Origin of the sequence: Niveispirillum lacus, from assembly GCF_002251795.1 — a bacterium.
GTDB classification, from domain to species: domain Bacteria; phylum Pseudomonadota; class Alphaproteobacteria; order Azospirillales; family Azospirillaceae; genus Niveispirillum; species Niveispirillum lacus.
The window spans coordinates 120,464-137,274 of the sequence record NZ_NOXU01000023.1 but is presented as its reverse complement, the minus strand read 5'-3'; the positions used below and the strand labels follow the sequence as shown (position 1 = coordinate 137,274).

The following is a 16,811-nucleotide window of genomic DNA, read 5'->3' as shown; positions in this document are numbered from 1 at the left end:
AACTTCAACACTGCGCTTTAGTGGTTATGGCGCGGCGTTTCATCGGCCACGCCACGGTACTTGAGCGCCATTTCCAGACAGCCGCCGCTGTCCAGTTGGCCCACATGATCGCGGTAAAGCTCCTGCCAGGGTGTCTTGGAGGCGGGGATGGGCGGGGGCGGGTCTTCCGCCCGCCGGCGCGCCAGTTCGCCTTCATCCACAACCATGTCGCAGGTGCCCTTGTTGATATCGAGCCGGATGATATCGCCCGTGCGCAGCCAGGCCAGACCGCCGCCCGCCGCCGATTCCGGGCTGGCATTCAGGATGGACGGGCTGTCGGATGTGCCCGACTGTCGTCCGTCGCCGATGGTGGGCAGGCTTTTGATGCCGCGCTTCAGCAGGGCATCGGGCGGCTGCATGTTCACCACCTCCGCCGAACCGGGGAAACCCAGCGGGCCGGCGCCGCGCACCACCAGGATGCATTTCTCATCAATCCCCAGCGCCTCGTCATTGATGCGCGCGTGATAATCATCCGGACCGTCAAAAACGATGGCGCGGCCCTCATAAATGCCTTCATGGCCGGGACGCGACAGGTAACGCTGGCGGAAATCATCGGAAATCACCGACGTTTTCATGATGGCGAAATCGAACAGATTGCCCTTCAGCACCAGGAAACCCGCCCGCGTCATCAGCGGTTTGTCATAGGCAAAGATGACCTCGCGGTCATTGGTTTCCCGGCCCTGGATATTGTCGGCAATGCTTTTGCCCGACACGGTCAGGCAGGTCGTGTCGATCTTGCCCGCCCCCGCCAGTTCGCACAGAACAGCCGGCACACCACCGGCGCGGTGGAACCGTTCACCCAGATATTTGCCGGCGGGCTGCAGGTTCACCAGCAGGGGCACGTCGTACCCGTACTGGCGCCAGTCATCATGGCTGATCTCGATCCCGGCATGGCGGGCCATGGCCACGATATGCGGCTGGGCATTGGTCGATCCGCCGATGGCGGCATTGGCGACGATAGCGTTGATGAAGGACTGGCGCGTCAGGATCTTGGACGGGCGCAGATCCTCATAGGCCATTTCCACAATCCGCCGCCCCGTCTCATAGGCCATCTGACCGCGTTCGCGGTACGGGGCCGGGATGGCGGCACAGCCGGGCAGGGACAGGCCCAGCACCTCGGCGATGGCGTTCATGGTGCTGGCCGTGCCCATGGTGTTGCAATGACCCGCCGACGGGGCCGATGCCGCGGCCAGATCCAGGAATTCCTCCTCGGTGATCTCACCGGCGGCCAGACGGCGGCGCCCGCGCCAGATGACGGTGCCCGAGCCCACCAGATCGCCTTCAAACCAGCCATCCAGCATCGGCCCGCCAGACAGGACAATGGCCGGGATGTCGACGGTACTGGCCGCCATCACGCCCGATGGTGTGGTCTTGTCACAGCCCGTGGTCAGCACGACCGCGTCGATCGGGTAACCGTGCAGCACCTCCACCAGACCCAGATAGGCCAGATTGCGGTCCAGCGCTGCCGTGGGACGGCGGCAATTTTCAAAAATCGGATGCACGGGAAATTCAAACGGGATGCCACCCGCATCGCGGATGCCGTCGCGGGTGCGCTTGGCCAGCTCCACATGGATGCGGTTGCAAGGGCTGAGGTCGCTGCCCGTCTGCGCGATGCCGATGATCGGTTTGCCCGACCGCAGTTCCTTGGGCGTCAGGCCGTAATTCATGAAACGCTCAAGATACAGCGCTGTCATGTCGGCGCGGCCCGGCGCATCGAACCATTCGCGTGACCGGAACCGGCGGGGGGCGTTGTGATCGCTGCTCATGCGCGCACCTTTGCGGGCGGAAGACCGGCCACGGGGCTTTTGAAGGTGAAAAGACCGCCGGCCAGCGGCTGGGCCGCCTTCTGCTCGTCCGACAGGCCCAGGCTGGCCGTGGTGACATAGACCGTCTTCAGGTCCGGGCCGCCAAAGGCCAGCTTGGTGACATTGGAAACCGGGAAACGCACAAAGCCCAGCAGGGTGCCGTCGGGCGCGTAGCGGCGAATACCCCAGCCGAAGAACAGCCCGACCCAGACACAGCCTTCTGCATCCACCGCCATCCCGTCGGGATAGCCTTCATCCTTGCCGATCCTGGCAAAGACACGGCGGTTGCTCAGGCTGCCATCAGCGCCGATATCGGCGGCATAGATGGTCTGGCCCAGAGTGTCAGTATGGTACAGCACCGTGCCATCCGGGCTGGTCGCCGGGCCATTGGTGATGCAGATACCGTCCAGCACCCGCACCGGTTCCCCGCCGGTCCAGTGATAAAAGGCGCCACTGTCGGCGCATTCACCGTCGCTCATGCTGCCGAACCAGACGCGGCCCGTGGCATCGGTGAAACCATCATTCAGGCGGTTGCCCGCGCGGTCAGCCTCGACCGACACCAGCTTGGTGAAACTGCCCGCCGCCGGATCGAAATGATACAGGCCGAAGGGCATGCCCACCACCAGCCCGCCCGACGCGCGGGGCAGGACAAAACCGGGCTGGTCGGGTGCGGTCCAACTGTCGCGTTTGCCCGTGGCCGGGTCCAGCCGGTGGATCAGTTTCTTTTTGATATCGACAAACCAGAAGACGGACGCTGCCGCCTCCCAGCAGGCGCCTTCCAGAAGAACACCGCCCAATTCCCAGATGGGTTCAGGCTTGATGGAGGAAAGATCGGTCATCGCCACCCCGCATCGACAAAGTAATTATGCGCGGTACACAGGCGCGCATCATCGGATGCCAGGAATAACACCATTGCCGCGATATCGCGCGGTTCAACACGCTGTTTCAGGCATTGCAGCCCCAGCATGCGCGCCTCTTCCTCCGGATTATGCCAGAGCCGCATCTGGCGCGGGGTCTTCACCCCGCCGGGCACCACACAGGTGACGCGGATATTATCCTCGCCCAGATCGCGGGCCAGGGCGCGGGTCATACCCTCAATCGCGGCCTTGGCCGTCTGGTACAGCGCAATCTCCGGCAGGGCCAGATGCCAGGAGATGGAGCCCAGATTGATGATCGCCCCGCCGCCATTGGCCTTCATCGCCGGGGTCACGGCCTGGGCCGCGAAAAACAGGTGGCGCAGGTTCACCGCCATGCGGTTGTCCCAATAGTCGGGGGTCACTTCCCCGACCTTGTGGCGGTCATCATTGGCGGCATTGTTGACCAGGACATCCAGGCCGCCTTCGGCCGCGATGATCCTGTCGATGGTGGATTTGACAGCGTCCAGATCGGTCAGGTCGCAGCGGGTGAAACGCGGCGGCACGTCGGCGCCCGACAGGCTGGCCACCAGTTCCTCGCTGTCCTGGACGGCCACGTCGACAAAATGGACGCGCGCCCCCTGTCGGACAAAACCTTCCACCAGGCCGGCGCCGATGCCGGAACCGCCGCCGGTGATCAGCACCCGTTTTCCGCGCAAGGAGGGGTAAATTGCATGGGTCATGATGGGTAATCCAGGGTGGAACGTTGCATTGACAGTTTGGGGAAGGGGACCGATGGTCAGGCGCGCAGCAGGCCCCGACGGGCCAGGTTGCGCATCAGATCGCCGATGCCGAAGTTCCATTCCGGTGCCTCATGGCAACCGACGACCTTGTTGGACAAACTGCCAAGACGGGGGCTGGCGATCGTGACAATGTCGCCTTTTTTGTGGGTGAAGCCCTTGCCCGGCGCGTCACGATCGTCGATGGGCGCAAACAGGGTGCCCATGAACAGCACGAAACCGTCGGGATACTGATGGTTCTTGGAAAGGGTCTGGCCCACCAGATCCAAGGGATCGCGGCTGATCAGGGCCATGTTGGACTTGCCGTTGAGGGTGAAGCCATCCTCACCCGTGACATTCACCGTCACCTCGGCATTGCGCACATCCTCAAGGGTGAACGTGGCGTCGAACAGGCGGATGAAGGGGCCGAGCGCACAGGAGGCGTTGTTATCCTTGGCCTTGGACAAAAGCAGCGCCGACCGGCCCTCAAAATCGCGCAGATTGACGTCATTGCCCAGGGTGGCGCCATGCACCCGGCCCTTGCCATCCACGGCCAGCGCCAGTTCCGGTTCCGGATTGTTCCAGTCGCTGTCCGACCGTACCCCGATATGCGCGCCACAGCCGACCGATGACAGGGTCGGGCCCTTGGTAAAAATCTCCGCATCCGGGCCGATGGCGACTTCCAGATATTGCGACCACAGGCCATCGGCGATCAGCGCCTGTTTCAGCGACGCCGCTTCCGGCGAGCCGGGCTTGACCGCACGCAGGTCGGTGCCGATGCGGGCCGAGAGATCGCTGCGGATTTCATTGGCCTTGGCATAATCGCCGCGCGCCCGCTCCTCGATCACCCGTTCCAGGGCGGAAACGGCGAAGGTGACGCCCGCCGCCTTGATGCAGTGCAGGTCAATGGGCGCCAGCAGGGCAGGCCCGCCGGGCAGGGGTTCCCCCCAGGCAAGGGCCAGCTTCAGGGCCGCGATATCGCCCAGATCCTTGCCGCCATCGGGCAAGGCACCGTCGGGCAGACCGTTCAGCAGGTCGGCCACGGTGGGCGCCTGTTCGGACAGGTCATACAGCCGCCCGCCCTTGATCAGCACCGGCGACGGCCCCTGTCCGAAATCCATCCGGCCCAACAAATGCGCATCGCGCCAGTCGGTAGGCAGGAAATCGGTCAGCAGGGCGGGGGCGGGGCTGGCGGACATGGTCGGAATAACTCCCTGGATGGGCAACAGAGTTTAGCGATTACGCAATGGAATTGATAGCGGTAACAGAAAACTGTGTAGGTCAGGTGACAGGCAAAGCCTGAACCCCGGCAGAAAAGGGGAGATTTCTGCTGTCAGGGCGGATCATCGCTGCGCCCTGACCTACGCAAAACGCTGCTTAAACCACGGTCAGTTGGACGGATTTCAACGCCACAGAGTCGAATCCAGCACTGATGGTAAAGACACCCGGTTCCACCACCCGTTTCATGTCGATGTTCCAGATCGACAGGTCTTCGGGGGTCAGGGTGAAGCGCACGGTGCTGCTGGCGCCCGCCGCCAGGGTCACGCGCTGGAAACGCTTCAATTCCATCAGCGGCCGGGTGACCGAGGCTTCTTCATCGCGCAGATAGATCTGCACCACCTGATCGGCCGTGCGCGCCCCGGTATTGCGCAGGGTTACCGAGATATCGACGCTGTCCGCCACCCCGATCTGGCCACGCGACAGGGTCGGGGCGTCCATTTCGAAGGTTGAATAGGTCAGGCCGAAGCCGAACGGGAACAAGGGCGTGATATCATCAAACAGGTAGCCGCGCCGGGCCGAAGGTTTGGCATTGTAGAAAACCGGCAGTTGGCCCACCGACCGCGGAATGGTGATGGGCAGTTTGCCGCCCGGCGAGACCTTGCCGAACACCACGTCGGCCACGCCATTGCCGGTCTCCTGGCCCAGATACCAGCCCTCAATCAGGGCGTCGGCCTTTTCCACCAGCCGGTTCACCGACAGCGGGCGGCCATTCAGCAGCAGGATAATGACCTTCTTGCCGGTCTTGAACATGGCCTCGGCCAGGTCCGACTGCCTTCCATAAAGCTCCAGGCTGGCGCGGTCGCCCAGATGGTTCTTGGCCCAGGCCTCCCGGCTCAACTGTTCGTTTTCGCCCAGCACCATCAAGATCGTATCGGCCTTGGCGGCCTTGGCCACGGCCTCGGCGATCAGAACATCATTCTCGGCGTCGGGGATCGGCTCAACCTTGTCTTCTTCCCAGACACGCTGCCGGGTCAGGCGCACGCCTTCGGCATACTCCACCTTCAGGCTCTTGCCGGCGGCGGCGGTCAGACCTTCGACCACCGACACCACCTTGCGCGGCACTTCCGAATAGCCACCGATCGGCGTGTCCCTGGCATGGGTGCCGACGACCAGCAGTGTGCCCGTGGCATTGGGGTTCAGCGGCAGGGCGTTGTTGGCATTCTTCAGCAGGATCATCGACCGGGCCGCCGCCTCACGCGCCAGCGCGATGGCATCCGGGGTGGCGGTCAGTTTATCCGCCACCTTGGCATCGACATAGGGGGCCTCAAACAGGCCCGCCTCAAACTTCATGCGCAGGATGCGGCGCACGGCCGTGTCGATCTGGGCTTCGGAAACCTTGCCTTCGCGCACCAGACCGGGCAGCAGCGGATAGGCTTCGCCATCGGGCAATTCCACATCCACCCCGGCATTCAACGCCCGGACGGCCCCATCGGCCAGACCCGATGTCATCTGGTGGACGGTCTTCATTTCGCGAATGGCGAAATAATCGCTGACCAATGCGCCCTGATAGCCCCATTCCTGGCGCAGGACCGTGTCCAGCAGCCACTTATTGCCATGGCTGGGGACGCCATCCACCTCGTTATAGGAGGGCATGATGGCGCGGATGGGCAGGTTCTTGACCGCGCGTTCAAATGGCACCAGGAAATTTTCGCGCAAGGTGCGTTCGGAGATTTGGGCAGGGCCGACATTGGTGCCGCTTTCCGGCTGGCCATGGCCCGTCATGTGTTTCAGCGTGACCAGGACCTTATCCTTGGCCAGCGGCAGGGTCGTGCCCTGGAAACCGCGCATTGCGGCCAGCCCCATTTCAGAGACCAGCCACGGGTCCTCGCCATAGGTTTCCTCCGTCCGGCCCCAGCGGGGGTCGCGGACAATATCAACCACCGGGGCCAGCGCCAGATGCACCCCGCGCAGGCGGGCCTCCCGCGCGGCGATGGCAAAAATCCGCTCGACCATGGCGGTGTCCCAGGAACTGGCCAGCGCGATGGATTGCGGGAAACTGGTGGCGCCGCGCCCCACAAAGCCGTGCAGGGCCTCTTCATGGAAAATCAGCGGGATGCCAAGGCGCGTCTGCTCAACCGCCCATTTCTGGGCATCGTTGGCATAGGTGGCGGCCTCCAGCCCCTCACGGTTGATGATATTGGCCTTGGCCCCGGCGGCGATGGGCGCGCCATCCTTGTCCACCGCACCCACCCGGTCACCCGGACGGGAAATCTGACCCAAGCCGTTGGGGAAGGCCTGGGCAGCACGTTTGGCGTCGAAGCCGCCCTTGTCGTTGTTGACCAGCTTCTTGTCCTGCCAGATGCCGATCATCTGGGCCACCTTCTCTTCCAGCGTCATGCGCGAAAGAAGGTCTTCGACCCGCTGGTCGATGGGCAGGGCGGGGTTGCGGTAGGGTTCCTTGCCGCGCGCAAAGGCGATGCCGGCGGGCACGGCCGCAGCGGAGGTAAGCGCCAGCAGGCTGGCGCCGAACAGTCGGCGTGACAGCTTTGGTGTCGTCACTGAATTTTCCTCCCGGTGTCTTTGCTCTAACCTCGCCCTCTGTCGGAGCGATGGTAGCGCTATCATTGAGGTACATTGATCTGGTTGTCAATGCGGGTGTTCGCGATCACCGCACGACCGCTTCGAACGGGCCGGGCGGCTGCCGCGCGCTGTCCTGAAGGTTGCAGATGGGGCTGTCGGCCCAGCAATAGCGCACCCGCACCGCCGGGCCGCCGCCAACCGGCAGGGTGACGGTGTCGCCCGCCAAGGTGGCATCGACATAGCGGCAAGTGCCCGGCCCTTCGCCGCACAGTTCAAACCCCAGCGGGCGGTGATAGGACAGGGCCTTCAGGGCGCCATCAATGTCGGTGAACCGGATGGACACAGTGTCGCCGCTGCGGGTGACACTGGCCGGCACGGCGCCGGAGGGGGCGACATCCTCGCCCCGCACCACCTTGCGCGCCGCCCGCACCAGCCGCTTGGCCACGACCTGCTTATTGGCGGGGTGGATGTCGTACCAGTCACCCACGCCCAGGGCCACGGCCAGCCCCGCCTTGGGATCGGCGGCCACGGCCGCGCGCTGGCTTTCGCGCAAGGCGGCCCAGCCGCTTTCCATCGGCTTATCCTGCGGATAGCCCCATTCCGGCAGTTGTACCACCAGGAAGGGCAGGTCCGGCCCGAATTGCCGCCGCCAGCCGGCCATCAGACCGGTCAGCAGCGATTGATACTGGACCGGCCGCCCGGCATTGCTTTCCCCCTGGTACCAGAGGGCGGCGCGCAGACCATAGGGGCCGATGGGGGCCAGCATGGCATTATGGATCGTCGACAGGCCATTGACCGTGCCCCAGGGCGCCTGCGGCACGACCGACGTATCGACCGGGGTGGGTTTGAACTGCCAGGGCGTGGGCAGGGGCAGTTTGCCGCCGCCGGTCAGTTCGATGGCCTGCGCCTCTGCCGTGCCATACAGGCCGCCATCGCCATAGGCATCCAGGATCGCCACGGTAATGGTGTTGGCACCAGCTTTCAGGGTGCCGGGCGGCAGGGTGTACCGGCGCGGGTCGCCGGGGCCATATTGGCTGCCCACCGGGGTGCCGTTCACCCAGGTGACATCCAGATCATCGGCGGGGCCCAGATGCAGGGCCACACCCTGCGCCGCCTGCTCTGCCGTCAGATGGATACTGGCGCGCATCCAGACGATATTGTTATAGGCCGCCATGTCGGGCATGCCCCAGGTTTCCCAGGGGCGGAAGGTGGCGGGTGCATCGCGCCAGCCCTCACCGGTGCCATAGGCATCCTGCCAGATCGCCTTCTGCCCGGCCTGGGTCCACCAGCGTTGCCAGCCTTCGACAAAGGCGCGCACCCCGTCGGCCGGGTTGCGGTCATAGGTGGCCAGGAAGGACAGAGCATCCTTGTAGTCCGGCTGCTTGCGCAGCTCCTCCACCGGCATCCAGCTTTCAATGCTGGACCCACCCCAGGCAGTATTGATCAGGCCGACGGGCACCTCGTCCAGCTTGCGCATCTCGCGCCCGAAGAAATAGCAGACCGCCGACATGTCGCCGACAGTCTGGGGGGAGGTCACCTGCCAGGAAACCGGCTTGCCGAAATGCGGCCGGGCGCGGGTGGCGGTGTCACGCTGCACATTCAGGTAGCGTATCTGTGGCTGGTTGGCGCGGGTTCCCATCTCCACCCAGGAGTCGAGCGAACGGCGGACCTGCATCTCCATGTTGGACTGGCCGGAACAGAGATAGACATCACCGACCAGCACATCGCTTGCCGTCTGTTCGGCGCTGGGGCTTTTGGCCGTGAGCGTGAAGGGACCACCGGCCGTCTGTGCCGGCAAGGTGGCCTGCCAGCGACCGTCCTTGCCGGCCTTGGCGGTGGCCTGAGCGGTGCCCAGGCTGACCGTGACGGGTTCGCCGGGCTTGGCCGTGCCCCAGACGGGGATGGGCCGGTCCCGCTGCAACACGCCATGATCCTGGAACATCGGGTGCAGCAGCGGCGTATCGGCGGCCAGGACGGGCAGGGGGGAGAGCAGCGCGACGGTCGTGGCGGCGATATAAGCGGCCTTCCCTGCGTAAGCGGGGACCCAGGGGCCGTGGAGACGACGCTGTGTGAGGCCCCCCCCTGGATGTCCGCTTTCGCGGGGGAGGCAGGAATTTTTTGGCCGAACAATGCTCATTTGCCATCTCCCGGCGCGAATGGGAATGATAGGGACTGGTAGTAGGAAAGCGGCTGCGGTGGCGGCTGTTCGCCCGGCGGCAGGGGCAGGCCATGGATCGATTGCCAATAGGCCACACTGGCATCGCGCCACCATTGGGCTTCTTTGTGCTGGATCGACAGGAAGGTGGCGGTCTGCTGCCAGCGGGCATCATCGACCTTGCCCTTCAACCCGTCCCAGGTGCGGCGCATGCCGGCCACCGTCTCAATACCCTGGCCATAGCGGTGCAGCAGTTCGGCCCAGAGCGTGCGGCCGGTGGCCAGTTTTTCCTGCCAGCCGACATGGTGGAACCAGAGTAGGAATTCCGGCGGCGTGGTCTTCACCTTGTCGAACCGGTCGGCCCAGATTGGGGCATATTGATCGACGGCGCCGCTGCCCCGGCGGGTGCGGTCAAAGCCGATGCCGGTCCGGGTGGCGCGATGGTAATAGACCGAGGTCCAGTCGGCGCGCGGGCCGCCTTCAAGCCAGGGGGCCGGGCCGTAATGATGTCCGCGGCCCATCAGATGGTGCAGGCCCAGGGGCGTCATATAATCGACCACCGCCTGATGCGAGGGCAGCATCATGGACAGGATCGGGTTCACCAGGGCCGGGTCAGCGCCAAAGGTGGCGGCGGCCCATTCGCGTGCGATGACCTCTGACGACAGCCCATGGTTCCAGGCCAGCCTGCCATAGGCATACCAGTTGGCCTGATCGAAATGGGAGCCGGACCAGGTGCGGTCGACACCGATATTGGCCACACCGGCCATGGCCGACAGCCTGTGCCCATCCAGGCTGCCATCCACCACCTTGGCGACCGTTGATCCCTGTTTCGGGCGGAAAGTGTCGGCGTCCAGCACCTCTTTCCACATGGGCGCCAGATAGACGAGATGGGTCGCAAAGCCCAGATATTCCTTGGTGATCTGGAATTCCATCACCAGTGGCGTCTTTGGCATGGCGCCAAACAACGGATGGAACGGTTCGCGCGGCTGGAAATCAATGGCGCCGTTCTTCACCTGCACCAGGACATTGTCGCGGAACTTTCCGTCCAGGGGCACAAACTCCGTATAGGCCTGTTTGGCGCGGTCGTCGGGGGTCTCATGGCTATAGACAAAGGCCCGCCACATGACGATGCCGCCATGGGGCGCCAGGGCATCGGCCAGCATATTGGCCCCGTCGGCATGGGTGCGGCCATAATCCTGCGGGCCCGGCTGGCCTTCCGAATTGGCCTTGACCAGGAAACCGCCGAAATCGGGGATGATGCTGTAAATCTCATCCGCCTTGGCCTTCCACCAGGCGGCCACAGCCGGGTCGGCCGGATCGGCATGGGGCAGGCCGCCGATTTCTTTCGGCGCGGAGAACCGGGCGGTCAGATAGACACGGATGCCATAGGGCCGAAACACCGCTGCCAGGGCCGCCACCTTTTCCAGATAGGGCCGGGTCAGGATGGTGGCATTGGCATTCACATTGTTCAGGACAGTGCCATTGATGCCGATCGAGGCATTGGCGCGGGCATAGTCGGTGTAACGCGGGTCCTGCCAGTCCGGCAGCTTGTGCCAGTCCCAGATGGACTGGCCCGCATAGCCGCGTTCGACATAACGGTCCAGATTGTCCCAATGGTTCAGGATGCGACGGTCGATCTTTGGCACTTCCCGCAGGTTCAGTGCGGTCAGGGGGGCCGTTTCCTGCGCCAGACGCAGCAGGTGGAACACACCATAAAGCAGACCCGTGCGTGACCCGCCGGCCACGATGGTACGGTCACCGACGCTGCGGATGACATAACCGTCGGGGCCAAGCCCGCGCAGGTCCAGGCCCAGGGCCTGGATGGCGGGATCGTCGGCGGTACCCAGCACCACCTTGCCATCGGGCAGGACCGGGACCGGTTTGCCCAACAGGCCCGACAGACCCCGCGACAGCTCCGCCACGGCAATATCCTTGGTATCCGCCGCCGCAATACTGCCCAGGCGGGTTTCCGTCTGGGCAAGCGCGGCACCCGTCAGCGGCCGGAACCGCAGCCACAGATCATAGCCGTCTTCCGCATGGGCGGACCCCAGCAGGCCGGCGGCCAGCAGCAGCCCCGCCAGCAGGCGTACAAATACGCGCATTTTTCCTCCCTGCCGCCGGCCCTTTCATGAGCGGAACCGGTCGTTTTCTCTGTTCTCCGGGGTGGCGCCCCCATCCTCCCGCCTGGCAGACACGCGATGGTATTCTATTCAACAGCGCCGCTCCGCCCCTCGCCCACATAGTGGGAGAGGGAGGGGCCCGAACGCACCAGCGTTTGGGAGGGTGAGGGAACCGCGCCCGCCTTTCAAGAGACTTTGGTAGCGCTATCAAAAATCCATAAGAGGGCGCTTGACCTTAACTGGTATGGTAGTATGGATGCTGAGAAACGGCAACGGCCTTGTTGCGACCTATGACCGGACCAGTTCCAGAAGCGGTTCGAAGGCGTAGAGGGCGGGACGGCGGCCTGAAGCAGCCTCCAGCGTTCTCAGCAGGCCGGCGTCGACGAGGCTGCGGGTAAATTTGTGTGCGGTCGGACCCGGTATTCCAGACCGGCTGGTGAAACTGCTGTTGCGAAACACGGGACGGGTGAAGATGAAGTCCAGGGCGCTGATGGTCCATTTGGAGTACAGGATGTCCCGGAACCGTTCCTTCATCTCCTCGTAAAGGCTGGCGATCTTCTCCGCCGTTTCGAGATTTTGCCGTGCCTGGGCCTCAAGGGCAGAAAGAAAGAACAGCACCCAGTCATCCCAGGCGCCCGATGCCGATGCTGCCCGCATCCGGTCGATATATTCGTCCTTGTTCCGTTCGAAATAGTCGCTGACGTAGAAATAAGGCTCGCTGATGGTTCCGGCCTTCCAGAGCATCAAGGGAATCAGCATGCGGCCGATACGCCCATTACCATCCTTGAACGGGTGCAGGGCTTCAAATTCCAGATGGGCAAGCGCGGTTCGGATCAGGATTTCCTGATCGTCATCGGCCATATACCGGAACAATGCCTCCATTCCATCATTGAGGAATTCCGGGCTGATCGGTACGAACAGGATCTGTCTGTGCAACCGGTCAGCCAGATAATTCTGTTCCGTCTTGAATTCTCCCGGCGATTGATGGGCCCCCCGACCGAAGCCCAGCAACACCCGATGTGCCGACCGGATCAGCCAGTTGGAGATCGGCGCGCCTTCCTGGATGCTTTTTTGCGCCAAGGCCATGGCACGGCTGTAGAGATAGACCTCGACCGCTTCACTTCGCGCATTGCCATGGGCTTCGTCCGCCGCCTCGTCAAATTCAGCTTCGATGCGCAGGACCTCGTCCAGCGTACTGACTGTCCCTTCCATGCGTGACGAGATGACGGCTTCCTGGCTCCGTAACGGTGCCAGCAGGATATCATTGTTATGCAGGCTTTTGAGCATCTGGTCATACCGCGCCAGTGCTGCTGTTGCGCGCGTCAGTGGCTTCACGATCCGCGCATAGTCGCCGATCACCGGTGGAAACTTGCCGTAATGATACTGAACCGCTTCACCCAGATCATATCCGTTCGGGGTCTTCATTCCAGTCATCCGGTCCATCCATGCCGCGCCATCCGTCTGCTCAATCGCAGACTGACCGACAGGTCGCGCGGCTTGTCTATCAAAAATGATAGAATATGATAGACAAACAATCTTCTCTATCGAAAACGATAGGCAAGACAGCTTGTGTATCAAAAATCCCGACTTTCGATACACAAACACCCGGCGAGCCAGCCTGACCGCCGGGGCAGGGCGCGGTGTTTGATTGATTTTACCGCTAACATTCCTGCTTGACCCTAACTGGTATGGTAGTATACATGAATGGTAACGGCAACGGTGTTGTTATGATTGCCGCCGATACCCCGCCTGGATACAGGGACCGGGGGTCGGGATAAATGTCAGGGAGTGAAACGGGTGGAACGGGACCAGGAAAGGCCCGGCCTACGGCCGATTGATATGGACAGCAATGAGCCGGTGGCGCGCCGCGTCTTCCGGGAATTGCGCCGTGCCATTGTCCGCATGGTGTTCCTGCCGGGACAGGCCCTGTCGGAACAGGATATTGCCGACCAGCTTGGCGTCAGCCGGCAGCCGGTGCGCGAGGCCTTCATCAAGCTGGCGGATGCCGGTCTGTTGCAGATCAAGCCGCAGCGCGGGTCCTTTATTGTCAAAATCTCGGTCCGCCAGGTGTTCGACGCCCGGTTCGTGCGCGAGGCGGTAGAGGTGGCGGTGGTTGCCCGCGCGGCGGCCGAAGCCACGGCGGCCCAGATCGAGGAATTCCGCGCCAACCTGAAGCAGCAGGCCCACGCCATCGACGCGCGTGACCATGGCCGCTTTATGGAACTGGACGAGGCATTCCACCGATCCATCGCCCTGTCGGTGGGCTGTGATTATGCCTGGCGGGTGGTGGAAGAAACCAAGGCCCAGATGGACCGGGCGCGGTATCTGTCCATGCCCGATGCCACGCCGCTGCCGCGGCTGGTGACACAACATACATCCATCGTGGATGCCATCGCCGCCCATGATGCCGCTGCGGCGCAGGCCGCGATGAGCCTGCATCTGCGGGAAATCCTGTCTTCGCTGCCCGAGCTGGAGAAACGGTTTCCCGCCCTGTTTAACCATGACATTCCGGACCCGCCCTGAGGGTGGGGGGCCGGGGGAGCCGCCGCTGATGCGCATAACCAACGCCTATTGCATCGTCACCTCGCCGGGACGCAACTTCGTGACGCTGAAGATCGTCACGGATGAAGGTGTCTATGGCATCGGTGACGCGACCCTGAACGGGCGCGAACTGGCGGTGGAATCCTATCTGACCGATCATGTCATTCCCTGCCTGATCGGCCGCGACCCGCACCGGATCGAGGATATCTGGCAGTATCTGTACAAGGGTGCCTATTGGCGTCGGGGACCGGTCACCATGTCGGCCATCGCCGCCGTGGACATGGCGCTGTGGGATATCAAGGCCAAGGCGGCGAACATGCCGCTGTACCAGCTTCTGGGCGGGAAAAGCCGTGACGGTGTCATGGTCTATGCCCATGCCAATGGCCGCGACATTCCCGAAGCGCTGGACCGTGTGGCCCATTATCAGGCGCTGGGGTTCAAGGCCATCCGGGTGCAGACCGGCGTCCCCGGTCTGGACAAGGTCTATGGTGTCCAGTCGGGTGAAGCCTATGAGCCGGCGATCCGCGCCCCGGTGCCGGAGGAGACGCTGTGGGCCACCGAACCCTATCTGGACTATGCCCCCAAACTGTTCGAGGCGGTGCGCGACCGGTTCGGCTGGGACCTGCACCTGCTGCATGATGTGCATCACCGCCTGACCCCGATTGAGGCGGCGCGTCTGGGCAAGTCGCTGGAACCCTATCGCCTGTTCTGGATGGAGGACCCGACACCGGCGGAAAATCAGGAGGCGTTCCGCCTGATCCGCCAGCATACCGTGACGCCGCTGGCCGTGGGGGAAGTGTTCAATTCCATCCATGATTGCCGCGAACTGATCCAGAACCAGTTGATCGACTATATCCGCGCCACCCTTGTGCATGCCGGCGGCATCACCCATCTGCGCCGCATCGCAGCCCTGGCGGAACTGTATCAGGTGCGTACCGGCTGTCATGGCGCCACCGACCTGTCGCCGGTCTGCATGGGGGCGGCCCTGCACTTTGATAGCTGGGTGCCGAATTTCGGTGTTCAGGAATACATGATGCACAACGCGGAAACCGACGCGGTGTTCCCCCATGCCTACAGCTTCAAGGATGGCTATCTGCATCCCGGCGAAGCCCCCGGCCATGGGGTGGATATCGACGAGGAACTGGCGAAGAAATACCCCTACACGCAAGCCTATCTGCCGGTCGCAAGACTGCGGGATGGCAGCATGTGGAACTGGTGAGTTAGGACCGCCCCCTTCGTTTATCTTCTGTCCGCCCGGCTTTCGCCGGGATGACGAACATCAGCCGAGGATTTGGGGCTTCTGAGAGCCGTATCCGTTTTCCCCACCGCGCGCGCCCGGCGCCGGTGAACACCCCGTCTTTGCCTGAAGGAACCCGTCTGCGATGCCCGCCCCTTCCCGCCTTGGCCGACGTTGGATCGTTGTGGCGCTGCTGTTCACGGCCACGGTGATCAATTATGTCGACCGGCAGATGCTGGGCCTGTTGAAGCCGACCCTGTCGGTGGAGTTTGGCTGGACGGAGACCGATTACGCCGACATCGTTTTTGTGTTTCAGGCGGCCTATGCGGTCTGTTACCTGCTGTTTGGCCGCTTCATCGACATTATCGGCGCCCGCTGGGGCTATGCGCTGGCGTTCACGGTGTGGAACCTCGCCCATATCGCCCATGCGGCGGCCTCCACCTTGACCCAGTTCATGCTGGCACGGCTGTTCCTCGGCGCTGGTGAGGCCGGCAATTTTCCGGCGGGTCTGAAGGCCGTTGCCGACTGGTTCCCCAAGAAAGAACGGGCGCTGGCGGTGGGTGTGTTTAATGCCGGGGCCAATATCGGCGCCATCATCACCCCCTTGATCGTCCCGGTCATCACCCTGGCCTGGGGATGGCAGGCGGCGTTTGTGGTCACGGGCGTGCTATCCTTTGCCTGGCTGGCGGCCTGGCTGGCCTTTTACCGCACGCCGGAGACCCACCCGACCGTCACGGCGGAAGAACTGGCCCATATCCGGTCCGATGCGGAACCGCCGGTGACGGGCCGGATCGGTTGGGGCCAATTGATGGCGCGGCGGGAAACCTGGGCCTATGCCCTGGCCAAGTTCCTGACCGATCCGGTCTGGTGGCTGTTCCTGTTCTGGCTGCCCGACTTCCTGCACCGCACCTATGGGCTCGACCTGAAAGGGTTCGGGCCGCCGCTGGTGGCCATCTATATCCTGTCGGATGTCGGGTCGGTGGCCGGCGGCTGGCTGTCATCGCGCCTGATACGGGGCGGCACGTCCCTGAACCGGTCGCGCAAGCTGGCCATGCTGGCCTGTGCGGCCTGTGTCCTGCCGGTGGTGTTTGCCACCGCCGCCGCCGACCTGTGGGTGGCAGTGCTGATCCTGGGGCTGGCCACGGCCGGGCATCAGGGTTTTTCCGCCAATCTGCTGACCCTGCCATCCGATCTTTTCCCCCGCGCTGCCGTGGCTTCGGTTGTGGGCATTGGCGGCATGGCCGGGGCCGTGGGCGGCATGCTGATGTCGAAATTCACCGGCTGGATTTTGGACAGTACCGGCAGCTACACGCCGATCCTGCTGGTCGCGGCGGGGGCCTATCCGCTGGCGCTGCTGTTCTTGCATCTCTTGTCACCCCGGCTGGCGCCGGCGGCAATCCAGACCAGCGACGGGCCGTAACCCGTCCGGTTTTACCGGTTGCACGCCATCACCCCCAGCGGGTGCGGCTGTGACCGGAAA

General features: G+C 63.5%; 11 protein-coding genes. 3 read left to right on the top strand and 8 right to left on the bottom strand.

All coding sequences use genetic code 11. The annotated features are described in order from the left end of the window. Positions 1–17: 17 nt before the first annotated feature. The 8 genes from CHU95_RS05470 to CHU95_RS05435 form a co-directional block, all read right to left on the bottom strand. Positions 18–1,805 (bottom strand): IlvD/Edd family dehydratase, encoded by a 1,788-nt coding sequence (locus tag CHU95_RS05470; RefSeq protein WP_094454519.1) that lies wholly within the window; start codon positions 1,803–1,805, stop codon positions 18–20. Continuing rightward, the gene (locus CHU95_RS05465; protein WP_094454517.1) at positions 1,802–2,683 is read right to left on the bottom strand and encodes an SMP-30/gluconolactonase/LRE family protein; all 882 of its coding nucleotides are present in this window, start codon (positions 2,681–2,683) and stop codon (positions 1,802–1,804) included. Before CHU95_RS05465 ends, CHU95_RS05470 begins: the two co-directional genes overlap by 4 nt. Beyond that, positions 2,680–3,441 (bottom strand): D-xylose 1-dehydrogenase, encoded by a 762-nt coding sequence (xylB, locus tag CHU95_RS05460; protein WP_094454515.1) that lies wholly within the window; start codon positions 3,439–3,441, stop codon positions 2,680–2,682. The genes CHU95_RS05465 and xylB overlap by 4 nt, the downstream gene beginning before the upstream one ends. 56 nt (positions 3,442–3,497) lie before the next feature. Continuing rightward, positions 3,498–4,676, bottom strand: a complete 1,179-nt coding sequence (locus CHU95_RS05455) for a fumarylacetoacetate hydrolase family protein (RefSeq protein ID WP_094454513.1) — start codon at positions 4,674–4,676, stop codon at positions 3,498–3,500. 178 nt (positions 4,677–4,854) lie between these two features. Continuing rightward, entirely contained in the window at positions 4,855–7,257 is a 2,403-nt protein-coding gene (locus CHU95_RS05450; protein ID WP_207762387.1) for a glycoside hydrolase family 3 N-terminal domain-containing protein, read from the bottom strand. Between the two features lie 106 nt (positions 7,258–7,363). Beyond that, positions 7,364–9,415, bottom strand: a complete 2,052-nt coding sequence (locus CHU95_RS05445; RefSeq protein WP_094454509.1) for a sialate O-acetylesterase — start codon at positions 9,413–9,415, stop codon at positions 7,364–7,366. Further along, on the bottom strand, positions 9,412–11,535 hold the full coding sequence (locus tag CHU95_RS05440; protein ID WP_094454507.1) for an alpha-glucuronidase family glycosyl hydrolase: 2,124 nt from the start codon (positions 11,533–11,535) through the stop codon (positions 9,412–9,414). The genes CHU95_RS05445 and CHU95_RS05440 overlap by 4 nt, the downstream gene beginning before the upstream one ends. 306 nt (positions 11,536–11,841) lie before the next feature. After that, entirely contained in the window at positions 11,842–12,978 is a 1,137-nt protein-coding gene (locus CHU95_RS05435; protein WP_094454505.1) for a Fic family protein, read from the bottom strand. 372 nt (positions 12,979–13,350) lie between these two features. Here CHU95_RS05435 and CHU95_RS05430 point away from each other — a divergent pair, with 372 nt between their 5' ends. From CHU95_RS05430 to CHU95_RS05420, 3 genes are all read left to right on the top strand, one after another. Further along, positions 13,351–14,076: a GntR family transcriptional regulator gene (locus CHU95_RS05430; RefSeq protein ID WP_245837892.1), complete on the top strand. Its 726-nt coding sequence runs from the start codon at positions 13,351–13,353 to the stop codon at positions 14,074–14,076. 28 nt (positions 14,077–14,104) lie between these two features. Beyond that, positions 14,105–15,313: a D-mannonate dehydratase ManD gene (gene manD, locus CHU95_RS05425; RefSeq protein WP_094454623.1), complete on the top strand. Its 1,209-nt coding sequence runs from the start codon at positions 14,105–14,107 to the stop codon at positions 15,311–15,313. A 163-nt stretch (positions 15,314–15,476) separates the two neighbouring features. After that, complete coding sequence (locus CHU95_RS05420; RefSeq protein ID WP_094454503.1) at positions 15,477–16,751, top strand: MFS transporter; 1,275 nt, start codon at positions 15,477–15,479, stop codon at positions 16,749–16,751. The last annotated feature ends 60 nt before the right edge of the window (positions 16,752–16,811 follow it).

Excerpts from the sequence above, each read along its gene's own strand:
- CHU95_RS05455 (WP_094454513.1), bottom strand. The coding sequence starts at position 4,676 with ATGTCCGCCAGCCCCGCCCCCGCCCTGCTGACCGATTTCCTGCCTACC.
- manD (WP_094454623.1), top strand. The coding sequence starts at position 14,105 with ATGCGCATAACCAACGCCTATTGCATCGTCACCTCGCCGGGACGCAAC.
- xylB (WP_094454515.1), bottom strand. The coding sequence starts at position 3,441 with ATGACCCATGCAATTTACCCCTCCTTGCGCGGAAAACGGGTGCTGATC.
- CHU95_RS05435 (WP_094454505.1), bottom strand. The coding sequence starts at position 12,978 with ATGAAGACCCCGAACGGATATGATCTGGGTGAAGCGGTTCAGTATCAT.
- CHU95_RS05465 (WP_094454517.1), bottom strand. The coding sequence starts at position 2,683 with ATGACCGATCTTTCCTCCATCAAGCCTGAACCCATCTGGGAATTGGGC.
- CHU95_RS05420 (WP_094454503.1), top strand. The coding sequence starts at position 15,477 with ATGCCCGCCCCTTCCCGCCTTGGCCGACGTTGGATCGTTGTGGCGCTG.
- CHU95_RS05470 (WP_094454519.1), bottom strand. The coding sequence starts at position 1,805 with ATGAGCAGCGATCACAACGCCCCCCGCCGGTTCCGGTCACGCGAATGG.
- CHU95_RS05445 (WP_094454509.1), bottom strand. The coding sequence starts at position 9,415 with ATGAGCATTGTTCGGCCAAAAAATTCCTGCCTCCCCCGCGAAAGCGGA.
- CHU95_RS05440 (WP_094454507.1), bottom strand. The coding sequence starts at position 11,535 with ATGCGCGTATTTGTACGCCTGCTGGCGGGGCTGCTGCTGGCCGCCGGC.